The sequence below is a fragment of the Streptomyces sp. NPDC086549 genome (assembly GCF_044746205.1).
In the GTDB taxonomy this organism is placed as follows: Bacteria; Actinomycetota; Actinomycetes; order Streptomycetales; family Streptomycetaceae; genus Streptomyces.
Genome location: NZ_JBIVBS010000003.1, coordinates 194893 through 213002, shown reverse-complemented (window position 1 = coordinate 213002; position 18110 = coordinate 194893). Strand labels below are relative to the sequence as shown.

Here is an 18110-nt window from a genome sequence, read left to right as displayed (position 1 = left end):
GTTGCCTGGAGGACACCATGTCCCACATCCCCGTCAACAAGGGCGGTCCTCTGACGCCCCACCAAGACCTCCACAGCGAGCAGGGCACCCTGCGCGGCGAGCACCCCGGACGAGCCCGGAATCCCGTGATCAAGGTGGCGGACCTGGCCTGGCTGGAATTCGAGAAGCCCGACCTGGACCGGGCCGAGGTGTTCGCACGTGACTTCGGCTTCGCGATCGCCGCACGCACCCAGCACGAACTCTGGCTGCGCGGCACGTTCGCGGGCTCTCCCTGCATGGTCATCCGGCGTGGGCGCGCCTCCCGCTTCCTCGGGCCGGCGTTCCGCGCGGCCGAGCGAGCCGATGTGGACCGGCTGGCCACCGCCGTCGGACACACGGTCCGGGACATCGACGTACCGGGCGGCGGTCGGTCGGTCTCCCTGTTCGACCACTCGGGCCTCCCGGTCCGGGTGGTGCACTGCGCCGAACCGCTGCCCGCGCTGCCCGAGCAGCCGCCGCTGACCCTCAACACCGGCACGGCACCCCGCCGTACGAATGCCACCCAGCGCCCGCCCCGTGAGCCGTCCCGCATCCAGCGCCTCGGCCATGTGGTGCTGGAGACACGGACTTTCGCCCGCACGCTGGACTGGTACCTGGACACCCTCGGGATGATCGTGTCCGACTTCCTGTTCCTGGACGGGCAGCGCGGGCGCGGGCCGACGATGGCGTTCATCCGCTGCGACCAGGGCAGCCTGCCCGTGGACCACCACACTCTCGCCCTGCACCTGGGTCCCGGTACCGGCTACGTCCACTCCGCCTACCAGGTCACCGACCTCGACGCGATCGCCGCCGGCGGGGAGTACCTGGCCGAGCGCGGCTACCAGCGCAGTTGGGGGATCGGCCGGCACATCCAGGGCAGCCAGCTCTTCGACTACTGGCGTGACCCCGACCGCTTCATGCTGGAGCACTTCGCCGACGGCGACCTGTTCTCCTGCGACCTCGAACCGGGATGGGCACCGATGTCGGCGAGCGGCCTGGCCCAGTGGGGCCCGCCCGTCACCCGCGACTTCCTGGGGACCAACCCCTCTCCCGCCAAGCTCCGCGAGGTCATGACGGCCCTGCGCGACGACAACGAACTCGACCCCGCACGCCTGCTGGGCCTGATGAAAGCGATGAGCTCATGAGCACCAACGTTCTGCGCACCCCCGACGGCTGGTGGGCCGTCCGGAACGAGCGCGCCGTGCGCATCGAGACCAAGGCGGTCACCACCGCCGAACTGCTCGCCGACCGAGCCGCCGTGCGGGAGGCCGCCGCCTCCGGCGAGAGCGGCACACCCGTCGCCGACCTGGTGGCGCTGCCCCCGGTCACCACCCCCTGCCGCGTGGTGGCCCAGATGGTCAACTACCGTAGCCACGCCAAGGATTCGGGCTTCACCGGTGACATACCGCCCACCTTCTTCCGCAAGGCGTCCGGCTCGGTCAGCGGCCCGCACGAGACGATCGTCCGCCCCGCACACGTGAACTTCCTCGACTACGAGGTGGAACTCGGCCTCGTCATGGGCGCGCCGCTGCCCGTGGGCACTGTTGTGGAGGAGCGGGACCTGCCTTCGTATGTCGCCGGGCTCGTCCTCACCAACGACGTCAGCGCCCGCGACGTCCAGCTGACCAAGACCCAGTTCTACGAGAGCAAGTCCTACCCGACGTTCACACCGACCGGCCCGTACCTGGCCCTGCTGGAGCCCGAGGACTTCGCCCGTCTGATCGACCTGCGGCTGCGGCTGAACGTCAACGGCGTACCGCGCCAGGACCGCACCCTCGCCGACATGATCGTACGGCCCGCGCAGGCGCTCACCCTGCTCGCCCGCTTCCAGACCCTCGACCCGGGCGACCTGCTGCTGACCGGCACACCCGGCGGCACGGCCCTGAAGGCCCCGCCCAAGCCGGTCGAGAAGATCGGCGCCCTGCTGCCGCCCGCGTTGAAGTGGAAGGCGTTCTTCAACGGCCAGGCAAAGAATCCCCTGTACCTGCGCGACGGCGACCTCGTCACCGCCACCATCGCCACCCCCGACGGGCACATCGACCTGGGCGAGCAGCGGACCGCTGTGGCGGACGCGACGTGAGCGCCGCATCCCGGAGACCGGTAGTGATCATCGGCGCGGGGCCCGTGGGAGTCACAGCCGCTCTCCTGCTCGCCCGGCACGGAGTGCCCAGCCTCGTCCTGGAACGCCACCGGGACGTCTACCCCCTGCCGCGCGCCGTCGTCGTGGACGACGAGGTGCGCCGGATCCTGCAGAGCGTCGGCATCCACGAGGAATTCGCAGCCCTCGCCCGGCCGGCGCGCGGGCTGCGGCTGCTGGACGCCCGGCACCGCGTGATCGCCGAATTCGCACGATCCCGGCACGGGCATCACGGCTTCCCCCAGACCAGCATGTTCGACCAGCCGGACCTGGAGCGTCTGCTGCGCGAAGCTCTGGAGCGCCGCCCGGAGTGTGAGCTGCGGGGCGGGGTGGAGGTCGTGTCCGTCACGCAGGACACCGACGGGACGGCTCCGGTCCGGGTCACCTTCCGCCGCGACGGCAGCGACGAGGACGAGCACGTGTGGGCCGATGCAGTCCTCGGCTGCGACGGCGCCGGCAGCCTCACCCGCGACGCCATCGGCGCCGTGTGGGAGGACCTGCACTTCGAGGAGAGCTGGCGGGTCATCGACGTACGCACCAGCCACCCGGTGCGGACCTGGGAAGGCGTCGACCAGATCTGCTGCCCCACCCAGCCCGCCACCTTCATGCGCCTCGGCGAGGACCGCTACCGCTGGGAGTTCCGGCTGCCCGCCGACGTACACCTGGACGGCCCGGACGGCCGGGAACGCCTGCGCGAGCTGGTCGCCCCCTGGGTGGACGTGCCGTCCGGCGCCGCGGGGGCCGACGACTTCGAGGTGATCCGGCAGGCGCACTACACCTTCAGGGCCCGCCTCGCCGACCGGTGGCGCCAGGGACGCGTCTTCCTGTTGGGCGACGCGGCCCACCTCACGCCCCCCTTCATCGGCCAGGGTCTGTGCGCGGGTCTGCGCGACGCCCGAAACCTCACCTGGAAGCTCGCCCGCGTTCTCCGACAGGGCGCGGACGAAGGCCTGTTGGACACCTACGAGCACGAGCGTAAACCACACGCCCGCTACATGATCCGGCTCGCGGTGGCCATCGGCTGGGCCATGACAGGTGGGCAGGACCGCGGCGCGGCACTTCGCCGGGCCGTCGTCGGCGCGGCATGCCGCCTCCCCGGCGTGACCGCGGCGGTGAGCCGCGACCTCAGCCCCGCGCTGACCGCCGGCCCACTGGTACGGCGCCGCCCCGGGCTCATCGGACGGGGGCTGACCGGCACTTTCTGCCCTCAGCCCTGGGTGATCGTCGACGGCAGGCGAATGCGCCTGGACGACGTCCTCAAAGACTCCTTCGCCCTCCTGACCGCTGTGCCGCCCACCCCACACATGACGGCCGTGGCCACGGCACTTGACGCAGCCACGATCCACGTCGACGACCTGGACGACGACGGCACGCTGGCCGCCTGGCTGGCACGCGGCCGGGCGGACGCCGCCCTGCTACGCCCCGACCGCGTCGTGCTGGACACCGTCCCCGCCGGCACCGGCCACTTCCCGGACCCCACCGCCTGGGCCTCCCTGCTCCACACGGCCCGCCGTACCACCGATGCCCGGCCCGTCCCTCCGCCGAGGAGCGCCACACCGTGACCACCCCGCACCCCGCGCAGCATCCGGAACCGTTCCTGCCGCCCGACCCGAAGGCGGCCGCCGGCAGCCGCATCGCGGACTTCGCCCGCTGGGCCGCCCGGCACCGGGGCGCCGAAGGGATCCAGGACCCCAGCGACTACGAGGCCCTGCACCGCTGGTCCGTCACCGACCTGGAGGGGTTCTGGACGGCGGTGTGGGAGTACTTCGACATCGACGCTGCCACTCCGTACGAGCGGGTGCTGGCCGAGGAGACCATGCCCGGCGCCCGCTGGTTCCCCGGCGCCACCCTCAACTACACCCACCACGCACTGCGCAACCTGCACCCGGACGCACCCGCGATCACCGCATCGGACGAGACCGGAGCCGGCTACGAGATCACGGGCCGACAGCTCCGCGCCCAGGTCGCCTCCGTCGCCGCCACCCTGCGCGACCTGGGCGTCGGACAGGGCGACCGGGTGGTCGGCTACCTGCCCAACACCCCCCACGCCGTCATCGCCTTCCTCGCCACGGCCAGCCTGGGCGCGGTGTGGTCGGTGTGCGGCCAGGACTACGCCCCCAAGGCCGCAGCCGACCGCTTCGCCCAGCTCGAACCCACGGTGCTCATCACCGCGAACGGCTACCTCTTCAATGACACCCGCCACGACCGCCGCGCCGCCTCCCTCGAACTGGCCGACGCCCTGCCCACCCTGAAAGCCGCAGTGCTCGTGGACCACCTGGGCCTCACCTGGCCCGAGACCCAGCACACCAACCTGACGGTGCCCTGGGACGACGCGGCCACCCGCACCGAACACCTCACCATCACGCCGGTGCCGTTCGATCATCCGTTGTGGATCGTCTTCTCCTCCGGCACCACCGGCCTGCCCAAGGGCATCGTCCACGGCCACGGCGGCGTCCTGCTCGAACACCTCAAGATCCTCGCCCTGCACTGCGACCTGGGCGTGGGGGACCGCCTGCTGTGGTACACCACCACCCACTGGATGATGTGGAACCTGGTCGTCTCCACCCTGCTGACCGGCGCCACCACCTGCACCTACGACGGCAGCCCCGCGCCGATGGCGCGCCCGGACGTCCTGTGGGAGCAGGCGGCCCGCCACAAAGTGACCGTCTTCGGCACCAGCCCCCAGTACCTGCTGGCCATGGCCAAGCTGGGCCTCGAACCCTCCGCGCACGACCTGTCGGCCATCCGGGCCATCGGCAGCACCGGCTCCGCCCTGCCCGCCTCCGCCTACCCCTGGGTCCGCGACCACGTGGGCGCAGGCATCCAGCTGGCCTCCACCAGCGGCGGCACCGACGTCGTCTCCGCCTTCGCCGGCAGCGCCCCCACGACCCCCGTCTGGGCCGGCGAGGTGTCCGCCCCAAACCTCGGCGTGGCGCTCGCGGCGTACGACGGCGCGGGAGAGCCGGTCGTCGACCAGGTCGGCGAACTGGTCGTCACCCGCCCGATGCCGTCCATGCCGCTGTACTTCTGGAACGACCCGGACGGCAGCCGATACCGCGACGCCTACTTCGGCGCCTACCCGGGCGTGTGGCGGCACGGCGACTGGATCACGCTCACCTCCCACGGCTCGGTGATCGTCCACGGCCGTTCCGACGCCACCCTCAACCGCAACGGCGTGCGCCTGGGCAGTGCCGACATCCACGACATCGTCGAACGACTCCCCGAGATCACCGAGGCCCTCGTCATCGGTGCGGAGGAACCCGACGGCGGCTACTGGATGCCCCTGTTCGTCGTTCCCGCGCCTGGTGTCACGCTGGACGACACCCTGCGCGAGAAGATCCGCGACGCCGTCCGCACCGGCTCCTCGCCCCGCCACGTGCCCGACGAGATCCTCGCCGTGCCGGCCATCCCGCACACCAGGACCGGCAAGAAACTCGAGGTCCCGGTCAAGCGCCTCCTCCAGGGCGCGCCCGCCGAGCAGGTCCTCAATCCCTCGGCGGTCGACAACCCGGACCTGGTCTCCTACTTCGCCGACCTGGGAGCCGAACGCCGCCAGGCCCGTCACCCGCACACCGTCAAGGACGCTTCATGAGCCTTTCCGCCGCCCTGGCCTGTCTGATCGTGCTGATCTTCGCCCTGCTGGGCGTAGCCAAGATCATGGCGCTCGGTCCGATGCCCGAGCTGGCCGCCCACGCCGGCTTCACCACCGCCTCCTACCGGGTGATCGGTGCGCTGGAGCTGGCAGGCGCCATCGGCGTGGCCCTCGGCCCGGTCCTGCCGCTGTTCGGAGAGCTGGCCGGCCTCGGCCTGCTGATGCTGCTCGCCGGTGCTGTGACCACGCACGTGCGCAAGGGAGACCAGCTGCCCAAACTCGTCCCCGCGATGGTGTGCGCCGCAATGGTCACCTGGTATCTCGTGCTCCTTGCCGATGTCGGCTCGTGACGTTGGCCGAGGACTGTAGCGGCCACCTGTGATACGCAGACGGTCCTGCTTGTCGGCTGCTGCGCGCCGGCGGCGGAGGCCCCTGAGTCCTGTTAGCGAGCCCACGCCGAGGCTGGCAGACTGAATCTGTGGTTCCGCTGATGACCGCGACCGGTCAGGCCGCGTCCTCATCACTCACAGGCGCCGGTGTGGTGTCGGTCTGCGCATTGCTCTTCACCGTCGCGTCGTTCTGGTGGCTCAACGCCAGACAGGGGCGCCTGAAGACATGGGAGCCTCATGCCTTCGCAGCGATCATCCACTCATCCACCGCCCGCCTGCGGCTCCCGCTCGTCCTGCACAACACCGGCCCCAAGCCGATAGTCGTACAGGACCTCCTCCTGACCTTCCCTGACGAGCCCGCTTCTCACCTGCCGCTGCTGTGGGTGTCCTCACCGTCTCGCCTCCAGCCCGGGCCGGATGAGGATGCAAAGCTGCCGGCCGGCTTCGTTGTGCCCGGCAGAGAAGCGCAACAACTCTTCATCGAGTTCGAGGCACCGTTTTCCGGGTTCATGCCGGAAGCCCGTGACTTCAAGGTCCAACTGCAAGCGAGGGTCGGCCACCGCAAGGGGTGGCGCCGCCTGCTGACGTTCACCCTGCGGGCCGCCAACATCACCGATCCGGATCGCTACACCGTCTACAACAACGCGCCGATCGAGCTGACGAAGGAAGATCGGAAAAGGGCGGATGCCGCACTCCTTGAGCTATTGGAAGAGCAAGGAGACGACTCCGCTTCGGGCGGCAGGAGACAGCGGCATTCTTCCAAGGACGACGGCGACGCCGACACGAGCCGCTGATGCAGCTCCCGCCAGCCGGGCAAGCTCCTGCTGCGAGCAGGAGATCACGGCTACTGCGGCCACGCCGGCCCGTGAGCCCGCTGGGCGAGCACCCTGAACAACGCCGAACGACTGCCTTTCGGCAGCTGGGACAGTTGGCGCGGCAGATCGAATGCCTCCTGCTCAGCTCAGCGTTGCTGTTGCATGACGCACCCCATGGCCCCCCACGGCCTGGTCAATGACGCTGCGCGAGGGGGCGGCCGAGTCGAGCCGCTGCGTGAGGCGACGATGCGCAGGGCGTCCTGCCAGCCGGTGGACAGCGACGCAACGACAGCGCCGAGCCGCTCGAGCAGCTTCTGTTCCCGCTCGCTGCAGCACGCAAAGGTCGGGCGACCTTTTCCAGCACCTCATGGACCACCGCGGCCAACTGGGCCCAAGCCCAATCGCCGCAAACCTCCCCAGCACGCTGTCAGCACTCCGACAGCTTCGGGGTATCCGCTGAAGACACAGGTTCACCCACCGGCTCCAGTCGCGCGGAAGACGGCTTACCAGCACCACGGCCCGACAGGTGGGCAGGGAATGCGTGCTTGATTGCGATGGCTCTGGGAGTGCCGAGATGAGGAATTCGCCGGGGGGAGGCCGCTGGCGCAGGCGATCACCACGCCAGGGCAGAGACGATGGCACACACGGAGCGCGCGGCGTCCAGCGGCTCCTGCATGCCGGCCACCATGCAGGCATAGCCGGTGCCCTGCGAACCGGCACCGCGTCATTCCGAAGGAATGCGAAACTCGAATTCGGGACGGTCCCACGGCACGGCGGGCGGGTTCGCGAACGCGGTCCCGGTCCGCACCGCACCGACGCGGTGGTAGAAGTCCTCAGAGGGACGATGCGACACGACCTTGACACGGTCGAGCCCGGCGGCACGGGCCTCGGACTGCATGTGCGCCACGAGCAGCCGTCCAATACCCCGTCCTTGCACGTCGTCGGCCACGAACAGCAGGTCGAGCTCCGGTGGAGCGAGGACGAGCGAGTAGAACCCGAGGACCCGCCCTCCATGCTCGTCGGCGCCGACGGCCACGAAAGCGCGGTGGGCTTCGATGTAATCAGGACCGACCCGGTAGCCCGCCACTGCGGCTGCGTACTTACCCTCGTAGGCGCCTGAGCCACGCACGAGCCGCGTGAGCCGTTTGGCATCCCGCGCGACTGCCCTCCGTATCGTGATCGGCTGGCTGATCGAGGAAGTGCGTGAACTCATCGGGAGAGTATTTCGCACCAGGAAGTGCCTTCCTGCGGCGGGTCGGCTGCTCGCGCAGGCGTTCCTGCACCGCTCCCGGGAACCGCTCGCCCAGGCCCCGACCGATCACGTCGCTGCCGCCGAATGGGCCGCCCGCCAGCAGCAACTGGACGCCCGGCTGCGGGGGAGCTGGAGAACGGGGTGGTCGACGGCAGCTCTCCCTGGGCCTGCCGTGGCGAAGCCGAGCCGGTACAGGATGATCTCGGGTCGGCCTCGTGAGGCGGATCATCCTCGACCTGTTCGCCGGCCCCGGCGGCTGGAGCCACGCCCTCACCGTCCTCGGGGCCCGGGATTTCGGCCTCGACTTTGGCCGACCACAACGGACCGCGCAGGTCGACATCACGTTCAACCTCGATACTTCAGCGGCCGTGAGCGCAGGCCCGGGCCGTCGGTTCGCCCTGCTTCTTCTCTGTGATCACGGGCGGGGTGCTCACCGCCTGCGCGACCCGCAAAGCCACCCCGGCACCCGCGGCACCCGCGGCGGCCGCTGCGGCCGCGGCTGCCCTCTTGTCTCGGGGCCGGGGCAGCGGGCAGATGAGACGGATGCCGACCTGAGCGCCAGTACGTCTTCGGCGGCGGGTCGTATCGAGCGCTCGTCGGATCACACAGGCAATGGATCACCCTGTCCCGCTCTCCGGGTACCGTCAGGGTATGAGTCATCCGCACCCCGAGCTGAAAGCCGCGCCGCCCCTTCCCGAAGGAGGGCTGCGGGTCATCGCCCTGGGCGGCCTGGGTGAGATCGGCCGCAACATGACCGTCTTCGAGCACGCGGGCAAGCTGCTCATCGTCGACTGCGGCGTGCTGTTCCCGGAGGAGACCCAGCCCGGCGTGGACGTGATCCTGCCGGACTTCACCTCGATCCGGGACCGGCTGGACGACATCGTGGCCGTGGTCCTCACCCACGGCCACGAGGACCACATCGGCGGCGTGCCGTACCTGCTGCGCGAGCGGTCCGACATTCCCGTCGTCGGCTCCAAGCTGACGCTGGCGTTCCTGGAGGCCAAGCTCAAGGAACACGGCATCCGGCCGCGCACGGTACGGGTGCGGGAGGGCGACCGGCGCGGCTTCGGGCCCTTCGACTGCGAGTTCGTGGCGGTCAACCACTCCATCCCCGACAGCCTCGCGGTCGCGATCCGCACCCGGGCCGGGATGGTGCTGCACACCGGCGACTTCAAGATGGACCAGTTCCCACTCGACGACCGCATCACCGATCTGCGCGCCTTCGCCCGCCTCGGCGAGGAGGGCGTGGACCTGTTCCTCACCGACTCCACCAACGCCGAGGTACCCGGCTTCACCACCTCCGAGCGAGAGCTGAACCCAGCGATCGAGCAGGTGATGCGCACCGCGCCGCGCCGGGTCATCGTCTCCAGCTTCGCCAGCCACGTGCACCGCATCCAGCAGGTCCTGGACGCCGCCCACCAGCACGGCCGCAAGGTCGCCTTCGTCGGCCGGTCGATGGTCCGCAACATGGGCATCGCCCGTGACCTGGGCTATCTGAAGGTCCCCTCCGGTCTGGTCGTGAGCACGAAGGAGCTGGAGAAGCTTCCGGACCACAAGGTCACTCTGGTGTGCACCGGCTCCCAGGGCGAACCGATGGCCGCGCTGTCACGGATGGCCAACCGCGACCACATGATCCGCATCGGCAAGGGCGACACCGTCCTGCTCGCCAGCTCCCTCATCCCCGGCAACGAGAACGCCATCTACCGGGTGATCAACGGACTCACCCGGTGGGGCGCCCACGTGGTCCACAAGGGCAACGCCAAGGTGCACGTCTCCGGGCATGCCAGCGCCGGCGAACTCGTCTACTGCTACAACATCGTCAAGCCCCGCAACGTCATGCCCGTACACGGCGAATGGCGCCACCTGCGGGCCAACGGCGACCTCGCCATCCGTACCGGTGTCGACCCCGACCGGGTCGTCATCGCCGAGGACGGCGTCGTCGTCGACCTCGTCGACGGGCACGCCTCCATCACCGGCAAGGTCCCCGCCGGCAACGTCTACGTGGACGGCATGGAAGTCGGCGGCGCCACCGAAGCGTCCCTCAAGGACCGCCTCACTCTCGCCGCCGAAGGCGTGGTCACGGTGGTGGCGATCGTCGACGCGGACACCGGCGCCCTCGCCGAGGCCCCCGACTTCCTGGCCCGCGGCTTCGTGCACGACGACGCCACCTTCGAGCCGGTCATCCCCGTCATCGAGAAGACCCTGGCCACCGCGGCCGAGGAGGGCGTCGGGGACGCACACCAACTCGAACAGCTCCTCGCCCGCGCCGTGGCGAACTGGGCGTTCCGCGCCCACCGCCGCAAGCCCCTCATCATCCCCGTCATCATCGACGCCTGAGCCCCAGCCCGGCAGCACGGTCCCCGTTCCGGCCGCGGCCCCGCCAACACCGAGGCCGGGCACGGGAGTCAGCAGCCACCCCGGAAGGCCGGGGTGGCAACGCACTCCACATGATGCGTCATCGGGAACATGTCGGCCAGGCAGGGGCTAGGGAAAACCACAGGTCAAGTGTGCTTTTCCGGCTCCAGTTGGAGTTCGTCAGGCCCGCAGAGCGTCAAATGAGCGTCACGGCGGCGAGAGTGCAACGGGCGCGGCGACTTCCCGGCGGCCATAGCACCCCGGAATCGAGGATATGCCGGGCGCGAGGGGTTTCAGGGGATGCATTGCTCATCGCCCCGGCCACCGTGTAGGGGCTTGCCCCGACACCGTTGGCCCGCAGGCTGCGGGTGTACGCGGCCATGTCGTCGTCGACAACCATGGGCCACCCGCCGTGTCGGCCATGCTCGCGGGTGGATACCAGACCTCCCTGGATGCCGTCGCGATGGGCCAGAGCTAGGCTGGCGCTGAGGCGAAGGAACTGCCCGAGGGACGTGATCGCGGTGTTGGGCGGTCAGGCGATCGGCTGGATGTGGGTGTGGCCGGCACTGGTCGTGGCCGGTTCGCTGATCATCGGCTACGCGGCGGTGAACCTGGCGCGTGGCGGCCGGGAGTCTTCCCGCATCGGGGCTGGGGCCGGGGCGGCGGCCCGGCGGATCCGCGATGAGTGCTACGCACGCGGGGAGATCGACGAGCAGGAGTACCGGCGGCGCAGGAGCGTGTTGCCGTGAGCGGGGAGCCGATCAGCCGCCGCCGGGCGCTGGGTCTGCTCGGGTTGGGTACGGCCGGCGCGGCGGCCGGCGCGGCGGGCTGGGCCACCGGCTCGGGCGCCCCGCCCAGGGATCGGCTCAAGCCGGCCGCGCAGGGCCGGCGGCTTGCCGAGCCGCAGGTGCTGGCAAGCCGCGACGGGCTGCTGGATGTGCGGCTTGTTGCCGCCTCAGGCGTACGGCTGGCGGGGCGGGATACCGCGGGGTGGGGGTTCAACGGCACCTCACCGGGTCCGACGTTGCGGGTGCGGCCCGGGGATCTGCTGCGGGTGCGGCTGGTCAACCACATCGACCAGCCGACCAACCTGCACACCCACGGCCTGCACGTGTCCCCGTCGGGCAACAGCGACAACCCGTTCCTCACCATCGAGCCCGGTGGCAGCTTCGACTACGCCATGAGGATTCCGGCCAGGCATCCGGCGGGCACGTTCTGGTACCACCCGCACCACCACGGCACCGTCGCCGATCAAATCTTCGCCGGCCTGGTCGGGGCGCTGCTGGTCGAGGGTTCCGGGGGTGAGGCGGACCTGCCGGTCCACGGCGACCGGCTGCTGCTGGTCACCGACACCACCCTGGACGGAGCCGGCCGGGTCGCCTCGCCGACCATGATGGCCAGGATGAGGGGTCGCGAGGGCGAGTTGGTGTTGGTCGACGGCCAGCGCCAGCCCGTCATCACCGCCGCACCCGGGTCGGTGCAGCGGTGGCGGGTCATCAACGGCTGCGTATCCAGGGTGCTGGCGCTACGGCTCGAGGGGCACCGGCTCACCCACGTCGCCCTGGACGGGGCGTTCCTGCCCGCACCGGTCGACCGGGACCAGGTGGTGCTGGCCCCCGGCAACCGCGCCGACCTGCTCGTGCGCCCCACCGGCAGCGGCCAGTACGCATTGGTCAGCGAGCCCTACGACCGGGGTGGTCTCGGCATGATGGGCGGCATGATGGGCGGTGGCCCCTCCACTGGTGATCCGGTCACCCTGGCCACCCTGGCCACTGCCGGACCGGCCACAACGTCGCCGTCGGTGCCCGTGACGCTGCCGGCCCCGACTGTCCCGCAGGGCCCGGTGGCCGGGCGGCGTCGGCTCACCTTCGCCATGGGCATGGGTGGGATGGGCATGGGCGGGATGGGTTTCACCATCGACGGGCGTACCTTCGACCCGGACCGTGACGACCAGAGCGTCGCCCTTGGCACGGTCGAGGAGTGGACCGTGGTCAACACCAGCCCCATGGCTCACCCGTTCCACCTGCACGTCTGGCCCTTCCACGTGCTGGCGGGGAGCGCCGGTATGCCGCCGGCCGGCGTGCTTCAGAACGTCGTCCTCGTCCCCGCACGGGGGTGGGTGCGCCTGCGCATCCGGTTCAGCGACTTCGCCGGGCGCAGCGTATTTCACTGCCACATCCTCGACCATGAGGATCTGGGCATGATGGCCACCGTGAACGTACGCGGCTAACTACCGGCCGGTGATGTCGAGTCCGGCGTACGTACCGGCCGGGTAGTGGCCCGGAAGGTTGAAGACCAGCTCGTAGCGGCCGGGCTGCAGCGTCAGCGTGGTCCAACCAGTCGTTCCCCGGGGTGATGTTGTCACCAATGCCCGTTACCCGGACGGTCGTTGCGACACCGGACTGCTGGGACAGTAGATCCTGCAAGCGACGGCCCGAGCAGGGCCCGTAGAGACGGCCGAAAAGGCCCCAACCCCTGGTGGAGGCGGGGCCCCCGACCGATCGGCGGTTTCTGGTTCCAGACCGACGACCGCTTCGGCCGCATCCTCGCCGCCCACGGCGGATCTTCGTGGCCGGATCCACCGCCTGGGGCATGGTCGTGGACGGCTACCGCCCCGACCACCTCGACATCACCGGCGCCCTGGTCCGCCTCACGGGCATGGCCGTCATCAGCAGTGCGTGAGCGATTGCCGGCGTGCAGAGGGTCGTCATACGGAAACAGCTCAGCAGCGACCTGGCCCAAAGCGCCGCACGTCGGCACACTCACTGCCGCGGATGTCGGCCTGATCATCTCGGCACTCGACGCGCTCGACCAGACCGGCCCCGGCCAGTAGGGACAGCAGAGGAGCGTCGGCATCCGCGTACCGGAGCAGCAGGCGGCAGCCGTCACTTGTGAGTCGTGGCGGTGGGTGTGGGCTCCGTGCCGTCGGCACGCAGGGTGCCGTGGTCGGCCTTGGGGCGGGCGGCGACCACGGTGCCCTTCTTGTGGTGGCGGGGCACGACGTCCTGGGGGAACGTCAGCTGCTGGTTCATCCACTTCAGGGTGGCCGGCATCTCCCGTACCCAGGTCGGGAAGTTGTGGCTGCCCTGCTCGGGCAGGATCGACGCGACCCGCATGGGTGCCCGGACGGCCTTGATGAACGCCAGTGTCTGCGGGTAGCCCGGCTCGCCGTGCTTGCTGTCGGCGACCAGGACGGAGACCTGGGGGACGGGCAGGTGCTTGAGCCGCCACATCAGGTCGTGGCCGTTGATCCGGTTGACGCGGCCCAGCCCGCTGCCGAAGAGATTGCCGGTCGTCGGATCGTCCTTGACCCGGTAGTCGGGCGACAGGGCGCCGGCCGTCGTGTACACATGCGGATTGCGCATCGTCAGCTGCAGGGCGCAGCTGGCGCCGGAGGAGTAGCCCATGACACCCCAGGCGCTGGCGTCGTGGCCCACCCGGTAGGCGGATTTCACGGCGTCCGGGAGGTCCTTGGCCAGGAAGGTCTCGGTCTGCGGACCGCCCGGGACGTCCACGCACTCGGTGTCGCGGGGCGGGGCGATCGTCGGCCGGATCATCACCATGATGGTGGGCTGCATCTGGCCGTTCTTCTGCAGCTCTCCGGCGGTCTGCGACACACGCAGATGCTGCGCGAGGTTGAAGATGCTGCCCGGGTAGCCGCTGAGCACGACGATCACGGGGAAGCGCTGGCGGTGGTACGCCTTCTGGAAGTACTGCGGTGGCAGGTAGACGAATGCCGGGTCGACCACGCCGGTGCGGCGGCCGATGACCTTCACCGACTCCACTCGCCCGTTCACCGCGGCGGGGCCGGTGGGCAGTCCGCTGACCCGGCTCAACTGCTCGTCGGAGGCGGGCTGTACCAGCGCCCCCTTCACGGCGACGCCGTTCACCGTTCCGTCGCCGTTGCCGGCTCCCGCCTGGGTGATGCCGACGGGGGCCGTCTCGACGTGACCGAAGAGTTCGCCCCACGATCCGAAGAACTGATACGACGAGTTCAGCCAGCACGCGAAGGCCGCGATGATCGCCACCTGGGTCACCCCGATGGCCCCGAGCCGTCCGAGCACGTGACGCAGCCCCTGCTTGGCCAACCGTGGCCACAGCCATACCAGCAGCGCCACACAGATGGCGGCCAGAGCCGCCATTACGTACACGGTCGTCTCGCTGGTCAAACCCATACCACTCGATCCCCGGTTTGCTTGCCTGTGCGGTCTCCTTCATTCAGAAGGAGGGCTGCAGACTCCTCTGCGTTCCCCAACGGACGCGAAAGGGATAAAGACGCGGGCCGAGCGGCTGTTCGTCGCCACGGAGTGTCCCGCGCAAGCCCGCGCAACCCTCGCCGGGCCGGCTCGCTCGTCCAGGCTCGGCGCGACGTAGGCCAAGTGGATGCCCCGCAGGGTGCGCTGGGCCGCGGACCGGACACCGTGATGTCCGACGGTGCAGCCGGGTCGGAGGAACGATCAGCCGAGCCCGAACCAGCCGAGCACCGTCTGCACGAGCAGGATGGTGGACATGCCACCGACGCCGACGACGACGGTGGCGGCGATGCGATGGCGCGGGCCGCTGGCGGCGTCGCCGAGGACCGAGCGGCGGTTGGTCAGCACCAGTTCAGCTGCTGATCCGGCGCAACCGCACCACTGGTGAACTCGCCTACTACCGCTGCCATTCCACCTTGCCGGTCCCGCTGAGCACCCTGGTCAAGACGGCTGGTTCCAGGTGGCGGGTGGAGGAAACCTTCCAGGCCGAGAAGGGCCTGGCCGGGCTCGATGAGCAACAGGTCCGCCGCTACCCGTCCTGGAGCCGCTGGGTCACCCTCGCCATGCTCACCCACGCCTTCCTCGCCGTCGTTCGCGCCGACGAACACGCCCACCACCCCGGGCCAGGTGAGCTGATCCCACTCACCTGCAACGAGATCCGAAGACCTGCCCATGGCACCGGGTGAGCGGCCCGAGAAGCGGTACGGGCCGCCCCGCGGAATGTGACGGTCGCTGCACATGGAAATGACGTCCCCATGCCCTCGTCGACCCTGACCTCCCTCCTGGGTCCACCAGAACGCCTGCGACCCGCGCCTCCTGAGACGTGGCGTTCCGTAGAGAAGTAGCTCGGCCGCGAACTTCCCGCGGACTACAAGGAGTTCGTCGACGGATACGGCGATACTCTGCTCTGGAGCTCGTAACACGATCACGTCACCCGCTGCCGAGCTGGCGCATACGGCGCCTCGGGGAACGGGGCTGGAAGCAGAAGCGCATCACCGAGTAGCTGAGCATTCGCCGGCCTTGAAGAGTGCGTCGAGCGCGTCCCGTGACTACGCAGCAGCCCTTTTGAGTCGTCGCCGGCAGATCAAAGAGCAAGCGAGCGAGATCCGTGCGAACCATTGCGCCCTGTAGTCGCAGGCCCCCCGCCGGAGCAGGCCGACGGGGGCCATCACGTGTCACGAGCGATCGCAGGCGGGTCACCAACCCCGCGGACGCACTCACGTCACAAGGCTCTGAACTGGACTTACGCGCTCACCCTGGATCAACTGGACGCCCGTGGACGGTTTCCACGACATGTGCCATGTGGTGCCGAGGGAACCCGGCGGTTCCTGTCCCGGGTCCGGGGTCCGGTCGTACCGCCCGGGGCCGACGCTTCCGGATGGAGGCGGTCCGGTGGCGCCGGCCCACTGGGGGGCGTCCGCGAGCGGTACCGCGGGGTGTCGCCGTCAGTCGGTGCCGGCCGTGAGCGGTTCCCAGCGGGTGTACTCGTCCATCAGCTCGGCGAAGCGGCCCCGCACCATCTCCAGGCCGGCGGTGGCCACGGCCAGGTGAAGCGGGGGCTCGTCGATGCCCGTGATGTCGGCAACGGCCGCCATGGACTTGACGAGGTCACCCCTGACCGCCTGCGAGTCGAATGCAGCCATGGTCGTGTAGGCGGGCGCGTAGGCGGGGATCGACGTGGCGGGGAGCTTCGAGTTGTTCGCGAACCCGGTGTTGAAGCCCGCCGGCTCGACCAGGGTGACGCGGATGCCCAGCGGGCCGACCTCCGCGGCCAGCCCCTCGGTCAGGTTCTGCACGGCGCTCTTGGAGGCGCAGTACACGGCCATCGTGGGCAGGCTGACGTGGCCGCCCATGGAGCCGATGTTGAGGATGTGGCCAAAGCCGCGTTCCCGCATGTGCGGGAGCACGACCTGGATCACCTGGACGAGGCCCACCACGTTGGTCTCGAACTGGTCGCGCAGCTGGTCGGGGCCGACTTCCTCGACGGCGCCGACCTGCCCGTAGCCGGCGGCGTTGACGAGGGCGTCGATGGCGCCGAAGCGGTCGAGCGCTTCCTCGACGGCCGTCTCGATGCCCGCGCGGTCGGTGACGTCCAGGCGGGTGACCAGGACGTTGGCGAGGTCGGCGAAGGCAGGGTTGGCCTTGGTCGTGTCACGCATGGTGGCCACGACGTTCCAGCCGCGCTCGGCGTACTGGAAGGTGATCGCCTCGCCCATGCCGGTCGAGGCTCCGGTGATCAGAACTGTCTTGCTCATGATGCTCTCTTTCGGCGTACGGCCTCTCGCCGCACTAAACAGGAACGACAAATACTGTATAGCATGCTCACTCTGTATAGTGCGCCTATGTCAACACCCAGAGGAGACGCCCAGCGCCGTGAGCAGGTGCTTGCGGCGGCGCTGACCGTTTTCGCCACCTTCGGCTATCGCAAGACGTCGATGGACGCCGTGGCCCGGGCCGCGGACATTTCCCGGCCGGGGCTGTACTTCCTCTTCTCCAGCAAGGAGGAACTGTTCCGCGCGACCATGCGGCAGGAGCTGGACAAGGCCCTGGACGACGTCCGTACGGCGCTGACCGCACCCGACGCGGACCTCGACTCGCGCCTGGTGGCCGCACTCGACGCCAATCTGGGCCGTTACGTCGGTACGCACCTCAACGAGGGCGTCGACGAGCTGCTGGAGCAGGGCACGGCAAAGCTCGACAGCTTGTACGACGACTACCGGGGTGCCTTCCACGACGCGCTGGCCGAGGCCATCGCCGCCTCCGGCCGGCCGGCCGGCACCATCACGCCGCGGCAGATCGCCGAGGTACTGGCCGCCGCCGGCGAGGGTTGGAAGCACCGCGTCGCCGACCGTCCGGAATTCGTGGACAAGCTCGCCCTGGCCGTCGCCGTCGTGCTGCGGCCGTAGGACGTCGGCATCACCCCCTATGGGGTGGCGCCCACGACGAGATCCACGAGGATCTTCCGCCCTCCGGCCCTGATCAGGAAGGATCCGAAGGAGAGGACGAGCTGCCCGTCCTCCAGATAGCCGGGGCGCGTCGTCCAGTCCACACCGGGAAACAGGACGTCGGGGTTGTGGGCTCCGGAACCGTCGGGGAGAAAGGCGATCGACGTGTCCCCGACGGCGACACGGGACCGAATGGCCGGCTGGGACATGGCCTTGTCCCTTCGTACGCAACGGCCCGAGCTGCGACGTACGTACCGGGGTCTTCCGGTCCAGCGGAGGCGGGGTCGGAGCGCCGGCCGGCTGTCGGTCGTCGAGCGTCCCCGTCCTCGGGAGCGTTGCGGTCGCCGGCGACGA

At 69.9% G+C, this 18110-nt stretch carries 16 protein-coding genes and 2 pseudogenes; 12 read left to right on the top strand and 6 right to left on the bottom strand.

What is annotated here, in order from left to right:
* The first annotated feature begins 17 nt into the window (after positions 1-17).
* From ACIPSA_RS11910 to ACIPSA_RS11885, 6 genes are all read left to right on the top strand, one after another.
* Positions 18-1163: a VOC family protein gene (locus ACIPSA_RS11910; protein ID WP_402632293.1), complete on the top strand. Its 1146-nt coding sequence runs from the start codon at positions 18-20 to the stop codon at positions 1161-1163.
* Positions 1160-2098 (top strand): fumarylacetoacetate hydrolase family protein, encoded by a 939-nt coding sequence (locus tag ACIPSA_RS11905; RefSeq protein ID WP_402632290.1) that lies wholly within the window; start codon positions 1160-1162, stop codon positions 2096-2098. Before ACIPSA_RS11910 ends, ACIPSA_RS11905 begins: the two co-directional genes overlap by 4 nt.
* Positions 2095-3717 carry a bifunctional 3-(3-hydroxy-phenyl)propionate/3-hydroxycinnamic acid hydroxylase gene (locus ACIPSA_RS11900; RefSeq protein ID WP_402632287.1) on the top strand — a complete coding sequence of 541 codons (1623 nt, stop codon included), beginning with the start codon at positions 2095-2097 and terminating at the stop codon, positions 3715-3717. Before ACIPSA_RS11905 ends, ACIPSA_RS11900 begins: the two co-directional genes overlap by 4 nt.
* On the top strand, positions 3714-5747 hold the full coding sequence (locus ACIPSA_RS11895; RefSeq protein ID WP_402632284.1) for an acetoacetate--CoA ligase: 2034 nt from the start codon (positions 3714-3716) through the stop codon (positions 5745-5747). The genes ACIPSA_RS11900 and ACIPSA_RS11895 overlap by 4 nt, the downstream gene beginning before the upstream one ends.
* Entirely contained in the window at positions 5744-6097 is a 354-nt protein-coding gene (locus ACIPSA_RS11890) for a DoxX family protein (protein ID WP_402632281.1), read from the top strand. Before ACIPSA_RS11895 ends, ACIPSA_RS11890 begins: the two co-directional genes overlap by 4 nt.
* Positions 6098-6237: 140 nt before the next feature.
* On the top strand, positions 6238-6930 hold the full coding sequence (locus ACIPSA_RS11885; protein WP_402632278.1) for a hypothetical protein: 693 nt from the start codon (positions 6238-6240) through the stop codon (positions 6928-6930).
* Between the two features lie 745 nt (positions 6931-7675).
* Here the strand turns inward: ACIPSA_RS11885 and ACIPSA_RS11880 are convergent.
* Positions 7676-8164: a GNAT family N-acetyltransferase gene (locus ACIPSA_RS11880; protein ID WP_402632275.1), complete on the bottom strand. Its 489-nt coding sequence runs from the start codon at positions 8162-8164 to the stop codon at positions 7676-7678.
* A 690-nt stretch (positions 8165-8854) separates the two neighbouring features.
* On the opposite strand from ACIPSA_RS11880, the gene ACIPSA_RS11875 reads away from it, so the two are divergent.
* The 3 genes from ACIPSA_RS11875 (at position 8855) to ACIPSA_RS11865 (ending at position 12788) form a co-directional block, all read left to right on the top strand.
* Complete coding sequence (locus ACIPSA_RS11875; RefSeq protein ID WP_402632272.1) at positions 8855-10540, top strand: ribonuclease J; 1686 nt, start codon at positions 8855-8857, stop codon at positions 10538-10540.
* Between the two features lie 530 nt (positions 10541-11070).
* Positions 11071-11307 carry a hypothetical protein gene (locus ACIPSA_RS11870; protein ID WP_402632269.1) on the top strand — a complete coding sequence of 79 codons (237 nt, stop codon included), beginning with the start codon at positions 11071-11073 and terminating at the stop codon, positions 11305-11307.
* Positions 11304-12788: a multicopper oxidase family protein gene (locus tag ACIPSA_RS11865; protein WP_402632266.1), complete on the top strand. Its 1485-nt coding sequence runs from the start codon at positions 11304-11306 to the stop codon at positions 12786-12788. The genes ACIPSA_RS11870 and ACIPSA_RS11865 overlap by 4 nt, the downstream gene beginning before the upstream one ends.
* Here ACIPSA_RS11865 and ACIPSA_RS11860 read toward each other — a convergent pair whose 3' ends face one another.
* Positions 12789-12923, bottom strand: coding sequence for a hypothetical protein (locus ACIPSA_RS11860; protein ID WP_402632264.1), 135 nt, complete (start codon positions 12921-12923; stop codon positions 12789-12791).
* A gap of 150 nt (positions 12924-13073) precedes the next feature.
* Here ACIPSA_RS11860 and ACIPSA_RS11855 point away from each other — a divergent pair.
* Positions 13074-13240 (top strand): annotated as a pseudogene (locus ACIPSA_RS11855) (hypothetical protein); the annotation flags it as partial.
* A gap of 203 nt (positions 13241-13443) precedes the next feature.
* Here the strand turns inward: ACIPSA_RS11855 and ACIPSA_RS11850 are convergent.
* Positions 13444-14733, bottom strand: coding sequence for an alpha/beta hydrolase (locus ACIPSA_RS11850; protein WP_402632261.1), 1290 nt, complete (start codon positions 14731-14733; stop codon positions 13444-13446).
* 282 nt (positions 14734-15015) lie between these two features.
* Positions 15016-15159, bottom strand: coding sequence for a hypothetical protein (locus tag ACIPSA_RS11845; protein ID WP_402632258.1), 144 nt, complete (start codon positions 15157-15159; stop codon positions 15016-15018).
* Between the two features lie 5 nt (positions 15160-15164).
* Between ACIPSA_RS11845 and ACIPSA_RS11840 the strand changes: the two are divergent.
* Positions 15165-15476 (top strand): annotated as a pseudogene (locus tag ACIPSA_RS11840) (IS701 family transposase); the annotation flags it as partial.
* A gap of 780 nt (positions 15477-16256) precedes the next feature.
* Here the strand turns inward: ACIPSA_RS11840 and ACIPSA_RS11835 are convergent.
* Positions 16257-17066: an SDR family NAD(P)-dependent oxidoreductase gene (locus ACIPSA_RS11835; RefSeq protein WP_402632255.1), complete on the bottom strand. Its 810-nt coding sequence runs from the start codon at positions 17064-17066 to the stop codon at positions 16257-16259.
* Between the two features lie 87 nt (positions 17067-17153).
* On the opposite strand from ACIPSA_RS11835, the gene ACIPSA_RS11830 reads away from it, so the two are divergent.
* Positions 17154-17717 (top strand): TetR/AcrR family transcriptional regulator, encoded by a 564-nt coding sequence (locus ACIPSA_RS11830; protein WP_402632252.1) that lies wholly within the window; start codon positions 17154-17156, stop codon positions 17715-17717.
* Positions 17718-17734: 17 nt separating this feature from the next.
* On the opposite strand, the gene ACIPSA_RS11825 is transcribed toward ACIPSA_RS11830, so the two are convergent.
* Positions 17735-17965, bottom strand: a complete 231-nt coding sequence (locus ACIPSA_RS11825; protein WP_402632249.1) for a hypothetical protein — start codon at positions 17963-17965, stop codon at positions 17735-17737.
* Positions 17966-18110: the final 145 nt, after the last annotated feature.